Origin of the sequence: Rhizobium sp. WYCCWR 11146, from assembly GCF_013591995.1 — a bacterium.
GTDB classification, from domain to species: domain Bacteria; phylum Pseudomonadota; class Alphaproteobacteria; order Rhizobiales; family Rhizobiaceae; genus Rhizobium; species Rhizobium indicum.
In genome coordinates this window covers 315,084-328,276 of record NZ_JACCEY010000024.1, presented here as the reverse complement: position 1 = coordinate 328,276, position 13,193 = coordinate 315,084, and the positions used below count along the sequence as shown (strand labels likewise).

15 protein-coding genes and 1 pseudogene are annotated in these 13,193 nt (G+C 61.9%); 7 read left to right on the top strand and 9 right to left on the bottom strand.

Features of this window, described 5'->3' with window-relative positions; all coding sequences use genetic code 11:
* Window positions 1–10 precede the first annotated feature (10 nt).
* The 3 genes from HX899_RS21425 to HX899_RS21415 all read right to left on the bottom strand — a co-directional run bounded on the left by HX899_RS21425 (window position 11) and on the right by HX899_RS21415 (window position 2,376).
* Window positions 11–739, bottom strand: coding sequence for an esterase family protein (locus HX899_RS21425; protein WP_181293345.1), 729 nt, complete (start codon window positions 737–739; stop codon window positions 11–13).
* On the bottom strand, window positions 736–1,695 hold the full coding sequence (locus tag HX899_RS21420; protein ID WP_138329080.1) for an acetylxylan esterase: 960 nt from the start codon (window positions 1,693–1,695) through the stop codon (window positions 736–738). The genes HX899_RS21425 and HX899_RS21420 overlap by 4 nt, the downstream gene beginning before the upstream one ends.
* Window positions 1,696–1,776: 81 nt before the next feature.
* Entirely contained in the window at window positions 1,777–2,376 is a 600-nt protein-coding gene (locus HX899_RS21415; RefSeq protein WP_181293344.1) for an NAD(P)H-dependent oxidoreductase, read from the bottom strand.
* Between the two features lie 79 nt (window positions 2,377–2,455).
* On the opposite strand from HX899_RS21415, the gene HX899_RS21410 reads away from it, so the two are divergent.
* The 3 genes and pseudogenes from HX899_RS21410 (at window position 2,456) to HX899_RS21400 (ending at window position 4,691) form a co-directional block, all read left to right on the top strand.
* On the top strand, window positions 2,456–3,127 hold the full coding sequence (locus HX899_RS21410) for a TetR/AcrR family transcriptional regulator (RefSeq protein WP_181293343.1): 672 nt from the start codon (window positions 2,456–2,458) through the stop codon (window positions 3,125–3,127).
* A 12-nt stretch (window positions 3,128–3,139) separates the two neighbouring features.
* Window positions 3,140–3,348 (top strand): annotated as a pseudogene (locus HX899_RS21405) (isochorismatase family protein); the annotation flags it as partial.
* Window positions 3,345–4,691, top strand: a complete 1,347-nt coding sequence (locus HX899_RS21400) for an epoxide hydrolase family protein (RefSeq protein WP_181293341.1) — start codon at window positions 3,345–3,347, stop codon at window positions 4,689–4,691. The pseudogene HX899_RS21405 and the gene HX899_RS21400, both read left to right, overlap by 4 nt.
* Before the next feature lie 91 nt (window positions 4,692–4,782).
* On the opposite strand, the gene HX899_RS21395 is transcribed toward HX899_RS21400, so the two are convergent.
* Window positions 4,783–5,175, bottom strand: coding sequence for a VOC family protein (locus HX899_RS21395; RefSeq protein WP_168311636.1), 393 nt, complete (start codon window positions 5,173–5,175; stop codon window positions 4,783–4,785).
* A 184-nt stretch (window positions 5,176–5,359) separates the two neighbouring features.
* Window positions 5,360–6,142 carry an alpha/beta fold hydrolase gene (locus tag HX899_RS21390; protein ID WP_181293340.1) on the bottom strand — a complete coding sequence of 261 codons (783 nt, stop codon included), beginning with the start codon at window positions 6,140–6,142 and terminating at the stop codon, window positions 5,360–5,362.
* 364 nt (window positions 6,143–6,506) lie between these two features.
* Between HX899_RS21390 and HX899_RS21385 the strand changes: the two genes are divergently transcribed.
* Window positions 6,507–7,199 (top strand): GntR family transcriptional regulator, encoded by a 693-nt coding sequence (locus tag HX899_RS21385; RefSeq protein WP_181293339.1) that lies wholly within the window; start codon window positions 6,507–6,509, stop codon window positions 7,197–7,199.
* 5 nt (window positions 7,200–7,204) lie between these two features.
* Here HX899_RS21385 and HX899_RS21380 read toward each other — a convergent pair whose 3' ends face one another.
* Complete coding sequence (locus tag HX899_RS21380) at window positions 7,205–7,600, bottom strand: hypothetical protein (protein ID WP_003540671.1); 396 nt, start codon at window positions 7,598–7,600, stop codon at window positions 7,205–7,207.
* Window positions 7,601–7,720: 120 nt separating this feature from the next.
* Window positions 7,721–8,332, bottom strand: a complete 612-nt coding sequence (locus HX899_RS21375) for an O-methyltransferase (RefSeq protein WP_181293338.1) — start codon at window positions 8,330–8,332, stop codon at window positions 7,721–7,723.
* 282 nt (window positions 8,333–8,614) lie between these two features.
* Between HX899_RS21375 and HX899_RS21370 the strand changes: the two genes are divergently transcribed.
* Together HX899_RS21370 and HX899_RS21365 are read left to right on the top strand one after the other, a co-directional pair.
* Entirely contained in the window at window positions 8,615–9,385 is a 771-nt protein-coding gene (locus tag HX899_RS21370; protein ID WP_181293337.1) for a siderophore-interacting protein, read from the top strand.
* A gap of 145 nt (window positions 9,386–9,530) precedes the next feature.
* Entirely contained in the window at window positions 9,531–10,037 is a 507-nt protein-coding gene (locus tag HX899_RS21365; protein WP_181293336.1) for a MarR family winged helix-turn-helix transcriptional regulator, read from the top strand.
* Window positions 10,038–10,124: 87 nt separating this feature from the next.
* Here the strand turns inward: HX899_RS21365 and HX899_RS21360 are convergent, their stop codons facing one another.
* Window positions 10,125–11,426: an epoxide hydrolase family protein gene (locus HX899_RS21360; RefSeq protein ID WP_180193963.1), complete on the bottom strand. Its 1,302-nt coding sequence runs from the start codon at window positions 11,424–11,426 to the stop codon at window positions 10,125–10,127.
* Between the two features lie 232 nt (window positions 11,427–11,658).
* Between HX899_RS21360 and HX899_RS21355 the strand changes: the two genes are divergently transcribed.
* A complete protein-coding gene (locus HX899_RS21355; RefSeq protein ID WP_181293335.1) occupies window positions 11,659–12,108 on the top strand; it encodes an NUDIX domain-containing protein in 450 nt (149 codons plus the stop codon).
* Between the two features lie 8 nt (window positions 12,109–12,116).
* On the opposite strand, the gene HX899_RS21350 is transcribed toward HX899_RS21355, so the two are convergent.
* Window positions 12,117–13,178, bottom strand: coding sequence for a DUF3095 family protein (locus HX899_RS21350; protein WP_181293334.1), 1,062 nt, complete (start codon window positions 13,176–13,178; stop codon window positions 12,117–12,119).
* Window positions 13,179–13,193: the final 15 nt, after the last annotated feature.

Genomic DNA, 13,193 nt, shown 5'->3' with positions numbered 1-13,193 from the left:
TCCCGAGGTGTCAGATGTAAAGCTGCGCCATCTTCCTCCAGGCGCCGGCGCGGTGGGCGCGTCCGTCCCAGACATGTAGCTGATGGCCGACATTCTTCTCGCCCAGCAGCCGGCTGAGATAGCGGTTGTTGTCGAGGAAAGGATCGGCATCGCCGATGGTGAGAACGATGTCGAGCTGACGTAACCTGTCGAGCCGCCAGTCGTCGCCAAGTCCGGGCAGGAAATGCGCCGGCGTGTGGAAGTAGATGCTGTCGTCGTAATAGCCGTCGAACAGGTCGCCGAAGGATTCCACCTTCATCGTCAGGTCGTATCGGCCGGAAAAGGCGACGAGCTTGCGGAAGAGATGCGGATGACGAAAGACGAGGCTCGCCGCCTGGAAGGCGCCGAGGCTGCATCCGTGCACGATGGTGCAGTCGTGCGAGTTCTTCGCTGCCATCAGCGGCAGCACCTCGTTGAGGATATACTCTTCGAGAGCCGCATGCCGGCGGATGCGTTCGGCCGGATGGCGGTGGAAGCCATAGAGGCTCTCGGCGGCCAGACCCTCGATGCAATAGAGTTGAAGTTGCCCGGCCTGCAGTTTGTCGGCAAGGCTTCCGACCAGGCCGAGCTGCTCATATTCGAAGAAGCGCCCTTCCCGCGTCGGGAAAACCAGCACCTTGGCGCCGGCATGGCCGAACACCAGCATCTCCATGTCTCGATGCAGCCGCTGACTGTACCAGCGCAGATATTCGCGGTTCATGGCACCCTGAAAAACTGTCCCACCTTGTCGCGGAGAACCGCCTCTTGCTCAGCGCTGCCAGGATAGTCGAAGTGCCCTGCATCCAGGATGAAGATTTCATTAAATTTTGGTATCGCATTCGCGACAGCAAACTGGCAGGGCGGAGCCACCGAAGGATCGAACAGCGCAACGGCAACCAGCATCGGCACCTTGATCCGCGAAGCGGCCGTTGCCGCATCGTAGAGCCGAAGCGTCTCGAGCACATCTGCGTGTTTCTTATGATACTCCTGCACCGATTGCGCGCTGCCGACTGTCGGCAAGGTCAGCCGCAGCGGCTGATCCCCGAAGCTCGGCAGCGCCAGATGACCGCGATCGATGCGCTGGTCGTAAGCGATCGCCATCGCCCCGACACCGCCGCCGAAGCTGATGCCGCTATAACCAATATGCTCCGAAAGCCAGGGATAGAGCGCAACAAGCGTCGAAACCGCGAGCCAGATATCCTCGACGCAGCCGCCGATGATATAGGATTTCGGCTTGTCGATATCGTGGAGCACATGCCAGGAGGGATTCTGCGAGATCGGCGGACGAGCGCTAAGCGACAGCCCGCGGCAGCAGGGAAAAAGCACTGCCGTTTCCTTGACCGGCAGATCGAATTCAGGCCGATCCCGCCCGCCATAACCATGCCCGACGACGAGGCCGCGCCGCACCTCCCCCTTGCGCGGCAGGATGAGCCAGCCGCCGATCCGGAACGAGCCGGTCGAGAGATAGACGAGGTCGAGCACGTGCCAGTCGGGGTGGGTGATCTTGCTCCGGCGCAGCACCGGCTGCGGATCGACCGCCAGCGCCTTGAGATAACGCGCCCTCCAGAAATCGTCGAAACCCGCAGCCGCCTCGGGCGGCTCGACCGCGAGAAGCTCCGCGAGATGCATGCCGTAGGTGGGGTCGAAATCGAAGGGATGTGTCTTGGGAATGCTCATCCAAGGCTTTTCTCGTGAAAAGGCCGGTGGCGCAAGACTCTGCCCGCGCCGACCCGCAAAACGGCGCGGCCGGATAGCCCTCTATTGCCGCGAACCGTCAAAGAGCCCGCAGCCGATGGCGCGCGCCGCCTTGAGATGAGCGGCCACATCGTCCGGCCCGGCTTCGAGCAGCAGCTCGGATGTCACTACGGGGGCGCCGCAATAGTTGAAGATGCCGTGATCGATCTGCGTCTTCATGGCGCCGAAATAGCCGTGCCGCGCATAGGTCCCGGCATCGGCGCCGCCAAGCCCGACCAGATGCACCGGCAGACGGCCGAGCAGCTTCGCCGCCCCGGTACCCGAGCGATCGTCATAAGCCCAGCCATTGGTGAACACCCGGTCGATCCATCCCTTGAGCAGCCCCGGCATCGACCACCAGTAGACAGGATAAACGAGCACCAGCGCATCGGCGCGGTCGATCCTCGCCTGCTCGGCGGCGACATCGGCCGGCACCGCCTCGTCCCTCAGATGCAGGCCGAGATCGGCAGCGCTGAACCGGGGATCGAAGCCCTCGGCCGCGAGATCGGCGATCTCCAGGGAATGGCCGGCATCGGCAAGCGCGACACCCTCGGCAAGGTGGGCGGCAACGCCGTGGGTGAGCGACCGGGGATCGGGATGCGCGACGACGATGAGCGCGTGCATGGCGAAAACTCCTGCTGAATGATTGCGGATGAAAGGCACAAGCTGTATACTTTTGGTAAGTTACTTTTGGTATATAGTCATGTCAAGCGCCGAAACAACCGGGCAGCCGACCGATCCGCAACCGCGCCGCCGCCTGTCGCGGCAGGATCGGCATCGCCAGTTGCTCGACGTCGCTTGGCAGATCGCCCGTGACGAGGGAACGGAAGCGCTGACCCTCGGCCGGCTTTCCGAGCGGGCGGGCGTAACGAAACCCGTTGTCTATGATCATTTCGAAACCCGCCCCGGCCTGCTCGCAGCGCTCTACCGCGAATTCGACGCCCGCCAGACGGCTGTGATGGACGCAGCCCTTGCAGCAAGCCAGCCGTCGCTCGCAGACCGGGCCACAGTCATCGCCACCTCCTATGTCGACTGCGTGCTTCTTCAGGGCCGCGAAATCCCCGGTGTGATCGCAGCACTTGCCGGCTCGCCGGAACTCGAAAGGATCAAGCGCGAATACGAAGCGGCCTTCATCGAGAAATGCCGCATCGCGCTTTCGCCCTTTACCGGTGCCGGCACGATCGCCGCAGCCGGCCTCTGGGCCATGCTCGGCGCCGCCGAAGCCCTCTCCTATGCCGCCGCGTCGGGCGACATCACCGCTGTCGAGGCAAAGAACGAACTCTTCGAAACCATCGTCGCGATGGTGGCGAGAAGTATGGGCGGCGGCACGCATCCCGCTCACCTGCGCGATACGGCCGGCCTCGCATCGAGATGATCCGGCGGGACTACCTGTATCGAATCCACCGCCCGCTTCGCCATGGAACTCGGTTATTTCGGGACGACCTGGTGAGCGACGCGACGGCCGCCTTCTCGCACCAAATGATGCATGCTGCGCACAAGCTGAACGGCCCGACCTACGCCCATGCTATTCTGACGACGGCCGAACTCATCGAAGTCTTGCCCAAGGCGTCGGCTTCAACGGAGACAATGCCATGACCATGCTCTTCAAAATGCTCACAAGTGCCGGCCCGGAATCCCTGAACCGCGACCGGCGCAGGTTCCTGACCACCGCGGCGATCGGGATCGCCGCCGCGGGTGCGACCAGCCTGTTTCCGTCCTATCCGGCATCGGCTGCCACGGGAGATGCCATACGCCCGTTTCGCGTCGACACTCCCGAGGCGGACCTCCTCGACCTTCGCCGGCGCGTGCTGGCAACACGCTGGCCCGAACGCGAGACGGTTGACGATCAGTCGCAGGGCATACAACTCGAAAAGATCAAGCCGCTCGTCGATTATTGGGGCACCAGCTACGACTGGCGAAAGGCGGAAGCGAAGCTGAACGCGCTGCCGCAATTCATCACCGAGATCGACGGCCTAGACATCCACTTCATTCACGTCCGCTCGAAACATCCGAATGCCCTGCCCGTCATCATCACCCATGGCTGGCCGGGATCGGTATTCGAGAACCTCAAGATCATCGGCCCGCTCACCGATCCGACCGCTCATGGCGGACGCGCCGAAGATGCGTTCGACGTGGTCATTCCTTCGATGCCGGGCTACGGCTTCTCCGGCAAGCCGACCGGCACCGGCTGGGGGCCGGACCGCATCGCGCGGGCCTGGGCGGAATTGATGAAGCGCCTCGCTTACAGCAGCTACGTCGCCCAGGGCGGCGACTGGGGCTCGCCGGTCTCCGGCGCGATGGCACGGCTCGCGCCACAAGGTCTGCTCGGCATCCACATCAACCTGCCGGCTGTCGTGCCGCCCGAAGTTGCCGCGGTGCTCGCCGCGGGCGGGCCGGCGCCGCAGCGACTCTCCACCGAGGAACGCGCGGCGTTCGATGCCCTCAGCGCCGCAGCCAAGATGGGGAACAGGTCCTATGCCACGATGATGGGCACGAGGCCGCAGACGATCGGCTATGCCATATCGGATTCCCCGGCCGGCCTTGCGGCATGGACGCTCGGTCATCCAGGCTTCACGCACTGGACCTACGACAGCAGCGATCCCGAAAAGTCTCCCGACGAGGTGCTCGACGACATCACGCTTTACTGGTTGACCAACAGCGCCGCTTCCTCGGCCCGGATCTACTGGGAATATGGCGGCGGGCGCAGTCCCGTCCTTGCGGCCGGGGAGAAGACCTCCAAGATCGCGCTTCCGGTCGCCATCACCGTCTTTCCTGGGGAGAGCTATCAGGCCCCGGAGACATGGGCCCGTCGCGCCTATCGCAACCTTAGCTATTTCCACAAGGCCGACAAGGGCGGCCACTTCGCCGCCTGGGAGCAGCCGGAACTCTTCTCCGCCGAGCTTCGAGCAGCGTTCAGGCCGCTGCGCCGACCGATATGAGAGGAGCGGCGGCCCCTCGCCGCTCAGGGATGCTGCCGCCTGGTATGATTGTCCATGATCGGCACCGGGGTCGCCTCCCTTGGCCCCAAGCTCACGGATTCCAGCCGCCGCTGCCATAAGCGCGCGTGATGATTTCAACCAGGTGGCCGTTCGGATCTTCGAAATAGACCCCGCGCCCGTTGTCGTGGTCATTGGTCTCGCTCGGCTTCCGCTGGCCGGGGTCAGCCCAGTAGCGCAGGTTCCGCTCGCGAATTCGATTGAATATCGCCTCGAATTCCCCGTCTCCGACCAGGAAGGCGTAGTGTTGGCGGACGATCTCGCCTTCCGTATCCATATAATCGAGATTGGCGTCGTTGTCGGTCGTGACCATGTAGAACGGCCCCCAGCGCCGCGGCGCCGGCAGCCCCAACATATCGGCCAGAAAATCTGCCGAGGTCTTGCTGTCGCGAGCCAAGAGGATGGTATGATTGAAGTGGATGGCCATAGCGGTCTCTCGCAAGCGAGGTGAACTGCAACTTCGATGGAGGCTTAGTTCGGTTAACACCCTCGGCCGCCTCTTGTTCCGAACCTCGGCCAAACTTGACGCGACCGTCGCGGCATCATGGCCCATCACCAAAGCAAGCCGGTGACCAGCCGGCGAACGGCCCTGCCGCTTCCCGGCCTCGGCATCAGTCCGTATTCTGTCCCGCCGCCTCGAGGATCAGCTTTGTGATCTCGTCCGGGTGGGAGATCAACGACAGATGGCTGGCCTGGATTTCAATGGTCTTCGCGCCCATGCGTTTGGCCATGAAGCGTTCGAGATCGGGATTTATCGTCCGATCCTCGGTCGAGACGGCATACCAGCTCGGCTTCGAACGCCAGGCGGCCTGTGTCGTCTTGCCGGTCAGCAGCGCCTTTTGGAATGGCTGCTGCACAGCATAGAGAACTTTCGCTTTCGCCTCCGGCAGGTCGCCGGCGAAATCACGCAGGAATGCTTCCTCGCTCAGCCGACCCTCGTCGCCGTCGAAGACGATGCCGGCCGAAGCCGGCGGCGTCGGGTAGGTCTTGGCGAGAGCGGTATAATCCTCGCCCGCATCCGGCGCCCGCGCCGCGACATAAACAAGCGCCGAAACATCAGGGTGCACGCCGGCCTCGGTGACCATCATGCCGGAAAACGAATGCCCGACCAGAACCGTCGGGCCGTCCTGCCGGTCGAGCACCCGCTTCACGGCAGCGACGGCCTCGGGCAATGTCGTCAGCGGGTTCTGCACCGCCGTGGCATTGAGCCCGGCCGCCTGCAGGCGCGCGATCACCTCGGTCCAGCACGAGCCGTCGGCAAACAACCCGTGCGCCAGCACGACGTTGCGCGCCTTAACCGGAGCGGATGTCGCGGCCATGCCGCGGGTGGCAAGCAGGGAAGCGGCGGCGCCGGCAACAAGGGCAGCCGAGAAAGTCCGTCTGTTCATCATCATGATCTGGTTCCTTGTGCGTCCAGGAATTGAAGGATCGAAAGCATGTGGCTCGGGACCGAGGAACCGAAGCCAAGTCAGAATTGGTCTGTGATGCCTTATCGGAACGGTTAGTTTGCCCGGCGCAAGGCGCTGGCCTTCGTCGCGTTTCGGCTCCCGTCGTATTCAAATTCGGTATTGAAGCGGCTTCGTGTATGCAGAAACCTGCTCGCTGGAGATTTATGTATTCCCATCCGACATAAAGTCAATTATTGAATACGTAACACCTTCGTGATGTCGTAAGTGTATACGCTAAGTGGCACTTCAATCGCATTTGCATACACAATCGATCGAGCTGTCGGTGTTGAAACAGATCGGAGATAACGGAATGGCGACGGGTTTCGAAACCGAGGATGACGGTGATGATCGCGGGTTGCTCTCCGACCGCATTCGCAACGCCCTGACGGACGAGATCGCCACCGGCACGCTGGCGGCGGGCGCAGCGTTGGACGAACAGCAGCTTGCCGATCGTTTCGGCGCCTCCCGGACGCCGGTTCGCGAAGCGCTGCGTCAGCTGGCGGCGGGCGGCCTCGTCGAGCTTCGCGCCCGGCGCGGCGGCGTCGTCGCCCGTATGACGCCGGAGCGCATCATGGAAATGTTCGAAACGGTGGCCGAAATCGAGGCCGTATGCGTCAGGCTCGCCACCTACCGCATGACACCGCTAGAGCGCAGCCATCTGATCGAACTGCACGACCTCTCCCAGCCGATTGTCGAAGCCGGAAATTTCGACGCCTATGACAGCTTCAACCGCCAATTCCATGAAGCCATCTATCACGCCACCCACAATAGCTTTCTTGCCGAACAGGCAATCGCCGTGCGCAACCGCCTGAACGCCTTCCGGCGCACGCAGCTGCGCCAGGGCGAACGGCTCCGCCGATCCCGGGACGAGCACGAGGCAATCATGCAGGCGATCGCCGAAGGCGACGGTGACATGGCATCGCGGCGCATGCGCGCCCACATGCTGAACGCCGCCACCTCACTCAGCCGTTTCATCGAAACCAACAAGCCGGGGGGAGTTTGACGTTCCTACGGCACGGGGCAGCGGTATTTATAGGCGATCAACGTCGTCATCAGCTCGTCGCCAGTGGCCTCGCGAATGCCGGGATTCTCTTCTAGGAATGTACACAGCGTATTGCCGATTGCTTCCGCGGTCGTTCCAACCGGCACACAGACGTTTACCCCAACGGAGTTGGCAAAATACGCCGAGTTCACCATTGCTTTCGGCGCAGGAACGACTTCGGTGAAAATACGGCGGGCCAAATACTCGTCCCGGTTCCACTTGTCCAACCAACCCGCGACATATCCGACGACAAACTGCCGTGAGCCGCCGCAATCAGAATAGAGGAGGTCACCACTGGAAAATCCGGCGGGAATCTTTGCTGAAACCGTTGCCAACAGCGTGGCGATAAGAATGCCCGACATCACATCTCCAAAGCTCGCGATGGCGGAGCTTTGATCGGGAAAGTGTCGGAAATTAGCTTCAAACGTGTCATCTTTTTTGCTGCAACTAAAAACAAAATGGCCGCTAATCTCACCTCAGCCTCAATCGAACCGACTGACCTCAAGCCCGCTGCCGACCGGCAGCAGCACGCTTGATATCCCGGGCTTGGCACGGACAGCCTCGCCGTAGCGTTTGAGATCATCGCCTCCTGGGCGCAGCATGTTGTCGGCGACAATGATCGCGCCCGGATTGAGCTTAGGGTAGAAGGCTTCGAGGCAGGGAACGTAGAGATCCTTCCAGAGATCCACCAGCACCAAATCGATGCCCTGGGAAAGCTCGCCGATCATCTGGACCGCATCCCCAACCTTGAATTCCACATACTCCGCGAGCCCCGCCTTGACGGCCATGTCGCGTGCGTAGGCCGATTTGTAGTCGTGCATTTCCATGGTGATCAGCCGCCCGCCGGAAGCGCGTGCTGCTTCCGCCAGCCATATCCCGGAATAACCGAAGGAGGTGCCAAGTTCGAGAATGGTCGGGCTCTTGAGGCTCTTGGCGAGGACATTGATGAACTGTCCAGTCGCAGGTCCGACCGCGCGCAGCCGCTGATCCTGTCCTCCGTCGCGGCCGCCGGGGGGCAGCTCGCGCGGGCTGTTATGCTCCGTCTCGATCATCGCGTGATAAATGTCGAGCACGTCCTGGATTCTGCTGTCCATTGTCTTCTCCATCGCCGCCTGCACGAAATTCCTGCTGCTGATTGGCCAATCTTTGCCCGACCGGAACGGCACCAGAAAGTTAAACTTTGGCAATCATCGCCCTTGTTGGCCACCTTGCCGTTGCAGATGCCGCCGCCGTCGGCTACATCATGCCGTCAATGGTCGGGTCACCCGGCCACGTAAGCGTTAACGTCACTCAACGCGTATGATCGAACGGCTTTGCGGCTTCGATCTGCGCGACTGTGTCCTGCGGATCGAGCTTCAGAAGCCCCGGAAGGACACATGGATAACAATCAATTCAAAGATCAAGCTTCATCGACCCCTGGCATTGAGCGGATTCGCCACGACACGCGGCGGCGCTTACTGACAGTCGAAAGCGTCGTGGATATCACTCCGAGCATGCGTCGGGTCATATTGGCAGGTGACGATCTCGCCGATTTCATCAGTCTCGGTGCTGACGATCACATCAAGATCTTCACTCCCACTGCCGATGGTGGAGAAGAGCGTCGTGACTACACGCCGCGCCGCTACGACAATGCCGAGCGGAAATTGACCATCGACTTCGCCCTGCACGAGGCAGGCCCGGTGACCCAATGGGCGATCAATTCGCGCCCCGGCGACAGGCTCGAGATCGGTGGACTAAGGGGCTCCGCCATCGTTTCCGCGACGGTCAAACGGTGGCTGCTGATCGGCGACGAAACCGCGCTGCCGGCGATCGGCCGCCGGATCGAGGAGAGCGGCGCCGGAACCGTCATCACCACAATCGCAGCCGTCACCGGCCCATTGGAAGAGCAGACCTTCGAGACATCGGCCGAACTGCACCTCCACTGGGCGCACCGGCCTCTTTCTCAGGCAACCGATGCCGCAGCGCTGCTGAAACTCTTGAGCACGGTCGATATCCAGCCGGAAACCTTCATCTGGGTCGCGGCGGAAGCCTTGGTGACACGCGATATCCGCGCCTACCTGCTGGAACGAGGTTGCCCGCTCGGCTGGATCAAGGCGTCCGGCTACTGGGTATTCGGCAAGGCCGATACGACTGAGAAGTTCGGCTAGGCGGCTAGGCGTCGACGGGCCGCCGCTCCTGAAGCTGGGGGCGACGGCCGGACAAGCTGGTCGAAAAGAGTCACCAGTTGCGATTTAATCGGATACGATGTATATGTAGCTCCTAACATTCAGAGCCTGGATAGGATGAAACCATATGCCCGTATCTAAGACCGCAAGACAGCCTGGCACGCCTGCGCCCGCCTCCCCGTCAGCGGGCAAGGACGGCCGGAAACTTTCCAACTTTCTGTGCTTCGCGGTCTATTCTGCAAATCTCGCCTTCGGCCGCGCCTACAAGCCGATCCTGGACGAACTTGGCCTGACCTATACCCAATACATCGCCATGGTGGCCCTCTCCGAAGAGGACGACCAGACCGTTGGAGTGTTGGGGGAAAAGATGTTCCTCGAATCCAACACGCTGACGCCCATCCTCAAGAAGCTGGAGTCGAATGGCTATATCACCCGTCACCGCGATCCCGCCGACGAACGGCAGGTGCGGCTCAGCCTGACGCCGGCAGGGCGCCAACTCGTTGAAACCGATCCCGGCAACGCGCTGCTTGGGGCCACCGGCCTTGGCGACGACTTTCCTGTCGTGCAGAAATCGGTGACGACACTGCGCGACAATCTCCTGCGGTCAACGCAGGGCGAACCGGGGAAATCGTGATCGCGGCATTTGCGATCGCGGCATGCGGAAAATCAAAGACCTAAAGCGTGGCAAGAGAATCTGAAAGATCGCGACACGCTTTAAGGTCTACTGCCGCAGCGGCCGGAACGCAGTCCTGAGCTCGGCAGTGAAAGCCATCGGCTGTTCCCAGGCGGCGAAGTGACCGCCCTTCGGCAACCGGTTGTAATGGATGAGCTTCGGATAGGCCTTCTCCGCCCAGCTCTGCGGCGCCTGGTAGATCTCGTCGGGAAAAGCACTGACCGCCACCGGGATCTTGATGCCCCTGGGATCGAAGAACCCGCCCGACGGATGGTGCGCGTTGTCCCAATAGAGGCGTGCCGAGGAGATTGCTGTGTTCGTCAGCCAGTAGAGCGTGACGTTGTCGAGGATATCGTCCTTGGTCAGCCCCTCGGGCTCTCCGTCGAAAACGCGGGCGATCATCCGGTAACTGCGGATGTCGTGATCGAGCATCCACGACGCAAGCCCAACCGGCGAGTCGACGATCCCGTAGAGCGTCTGCGGCCGGTTGTTCATCTCGATGGCATAGCCCAGCCCATTCTTGTAGAAATCGTCGAGCTGATCGAAGGCGCGCCTTTCGTCCGGCGACAGGTCGGCTGGCGGCATGCCGCCGGCGGCAAGAGCCTTGGCGATGTCAGCAGGAACCGTGGCCGCCATGTTCGTGTGAATGCCGAGCAATCCCGCCGGCTCCTGCACCGCCATCAATTCGGTGACCGCATTGCCCCAGTCGCCACCCTGCGCCACGAACTTGGTGTAGCCGAGACGTTGCATCAGCGTCGCCCAGGCATGCGCGATGCGGGGCGGGTTCCAGTTCCCCGACCCCGTCGGTTTCCCGGAAAAGCCGTAGCCCGGCAAAGACGGGATCACCACGTCAAATGCGTCCTCTTCGCTCCCGCCATGCGCTGTCGGATCGGTGAGCGGTTCGATGATCTTCAACTGCTCGATGATCGAGCCAGGCCATCCATGTGTGACGATCAGCGGCAGCGCATTTTTATGCTTGGAGCGCACGTGAATAAAGTGGATATCCAGCCCGTCGACCTCGGTGATGAATTGCGGCAAAGCATTGAGCCGTGCCTCCATCTTGCGCCAGTCGTAATCCGTCGCCCAATGTTTCGCGAGTTTCTGGATTGTCGCGAGCTGCACGCCCTGCGTATCGTCCGCGACGGTCTCCTTATCAGGCCAACGGGTGGCCGCGACGCGCCGGCGCAGATCGTCAAGTTGATCCTCGGGGAAATTGACGCTGAACGGGCTAAGCCCGTCGCCGTTCGCCTCAGCGCTGCGCGTCCCGGCAAGCATGCCGATGGCCCCGGCTGCGGCCGCGGCGGCAAGCAGCTCGCGCCGCGTGGGCGTTGATAGGGATGTGGGTGGCATGACGCTCTCCTCTCCGTTTGATCTGTTCGGAAACGGACGAAGATCGACTGACCGACCTCGTTCGCATCAGCAGGTCATTCGCGTCTGTCCGGGGACTATGCTCCCGGGCAACGTCGGGGGTCAACCTACCCGGTCAGGCTATGCCTCGACTGTCTCGACAGACGACTGGTCATTGCAAAAAACCGTGGCTGCGGGCAGCATCGGCGCGAGATCGATGAGGAAAGGAAAATGCATGCCCGACATCGCGATGGGCGTCTTGAGCCAGAACGGAACCGTTCTTCTGGCCAGGCGCAGTTCCGAGCGCAAGGTGCACCCGGATCGCTGGAGCCTCCCGGGCGGCCATGTCGAAGAGGGCGAAGACGCCGAGACGGCGATGTGCCGGGAATTGATCGAAGAAATAGGCGTGACACCCGAGCTCTGGCAGTTTTTAGGACGGTTCGTATCGGAAGACCCGCCCGAGGCATCCGCCACATTCCATGTCTATCACGTCGATAAATGGCAGGGCCAGCCGCGACTTATCGGTAATGAGCACACCGAGCTCAGATGGTTCACCGCCGCCGAGATGGAAAAAGAAGCTGAATTGGCGTTGCATCAGCTCACTGAAATGCTGGCAAACCCGGCCATACGTGAAACAGGCACTCCCGCTTATGTTTGTTGGCGGTCACCACGTCTCGCCGGTTGAACGGGTCCTCAGCGCGCATGATGCTGGACGTCGGCAAGCGCACCGGCCTCCATCATCTCGGCGGCCCTTGCATAACCGCCGCCCATTCCGTCGAGGAAATGCAGGTGCGAATCCGGGCTGCCTGATGGCACGAGGCAGGTCATCAGCGCATGCGATTGGCGATGCAGTCCGAAGTTGATCTCGCCGCGCGCCCTTGCCAGAAGAAGCATGGTTTCGACCCTGTCGATCTGTTCGGGCGTGCAGTCCAGCGTCAGGCGCAAACCGTCATCGAATTTGCGGAAATCCGAATGGGAGGCGACCTCCGACCAGCGTTTCGCATCGACACGCTTCCCGCTGCCTTTGGGCATGGCAATATCCCTGGCGATAGCCATATACACGGGAACCGGATGAGACCGGTGCGACGGCGCATCGAAGACGGCAAGCACGCGCTTCGCCAGCGCCGCAAAGACCTGCGGGCTCGCATGGTCATCCGGCTCGACCAGCAGCGACAGGATCTCGCCCCGCTGGCTCGGGAATGGGGTCCAGTCGCAACTCAGTCCGGTGAGGTCGGGCTTCGTCGCGTAGCGTCCCGGCTTGACCAGATACCGGCCGCTCTTGATCTGCTGCTCCGCCCATTTGAGCCCGCCCCCTGTAAACATCGCATAGGTCGCGTTCTCGGAGGCGGCATAACGGGCAATTCTGACGTCGCGCCCACTGGTGCGGATTTCGCGTACGGTGAGCAGCCCGATACGAAGGGTTAGATCGAGATCGGCTCTTGCAAAGTCCGCGACCTGCCGCAATGCCGATGTCGCCGCCATCATGCCCTGTGGCGGCAAGGCGAATGCTGCCCCGTCTCCGCGAAACACGAATGGAAAATCGAACGATCCCCAGGCATTGCCGAGGGCGGCGATGATCGATGCGCCCGCATAGTTGACGTCTTCGTAGCGCCCCGCCCGGATCGCCGTGGTCGAGTTGACGACATCAGTGATGCCGATCAGCCAGTCATCGGGCAACGGCTCATAGACATCAGGGTCGAGCACAAGTGAAAACTCGTCATAGGCCTGGTGCGACTGGCCGTGGCTATTGATCATCGCTTGCTCTCCAGA

Bases quoted from the DNA above. Each gene is read 5' to 3' on its own strand.
- HX899_RS21380 (WP_003540671.1), bottom strand. From the start codon at position 7,600: ATGTCGGGCATTCTTATCGCCACGCTGTTGGCAACGGTTTCAGCAAAG.
- HX899_RS21420 (WP_138329080.1), bottom strand. From the start codon at position 1,695: ATGAGCATTCCCAAGACACATCCCTTCGATTTCGACCCCACCTACGGC.
- HX899_RS21395 (WP_168311636.1), bottom strand. From the start codon at position 5,175: ATGGCCATCCACTTCAATCATACCATCCTCTTGGCTCGCGACAGCAAG.
- HX899_RS21370 (WP_181293337.1), top strand. From the start codon at position 8,615: ATGGATAACAATCAATTCAAAGATCAAGCTTCATCGACCCCTGGCATT.
- HX899_RS21350 (WP_181293334.1), bottom strand. From the start codon at position 13,178: ATGATCAATAGCCACGGCCAGTCGCACCAGGCCTATGACGAGTTTTCA.
- HX899_RS21365 (WP_181293336.1), top strand. From the start codon at position 9,531: ATGCCCGTATCTAAGACCGCAAGACAGCCTGGCACGCCTGCGCCCGCC.
- HX899_RS21385 (WP_181293339.1), top strand. From the start codon at position 6,507: ATGGCGACGGGTTTCGAAACCGAGGATGACGGTGATGATCGCGGGTTG.
- HX899_RS21375 (WP_181293338.1), bottom strand. From the start codon at position 8,332: ATGGACAGCAGAATCCAGGACGTGCTCGACATTTATCACGCGATGATC.
- HX899_RS21360 (WP_180193963.1), bottom strand. From the start codon at position 11,426: ATGCCACCCACATCCCTATCAACGCCCACGCGGCGCGAGCTGCTTGCC.
- HX899_RS21390 (WP_181293340.1), bottom strand. From the start codon at position 6,142: ATGATGATGAACAGACGGACTTTCTCGGCTGCCCTTGTTGCCGGCGCC.
- HX899_RS21355 (WP_181293335.1), top strand. From the start codon at position 11,659: ATGCCCGACATCGCGATGGGCGTCTTGAGCCAGAACGGAACCGTTCTT.
- HX899_RS21400 (WP_181293341.1), top strand. From the start codon at position 3,345: ATGACCATGCTCTTCAAAATGCTCACAAGTGCCGGCCCGGAATCCCTG.
- HX899_RS21410 (WP_181293343.1), top strand. From the start codon at position 2,456: ATGTCAAGCGCCGAAACAACCGGGCAGCCGACCGATCCGCAACCGCGC.
- HX899_RS21425 (WP_181293345.1), bottom strand. From the start codon at position 739: ATGAACCGCGAATATCTGCGCTGGTACAGTCAGCGGCTGCATCGAGAC.
- HX899_RS21415 (WP_181293344.1), bottom strand. From the start codon at position 2,376: ATGCACGCGCTCATCGTCGTCGCGCATCCCGATCCCCGGTCGCTCACC.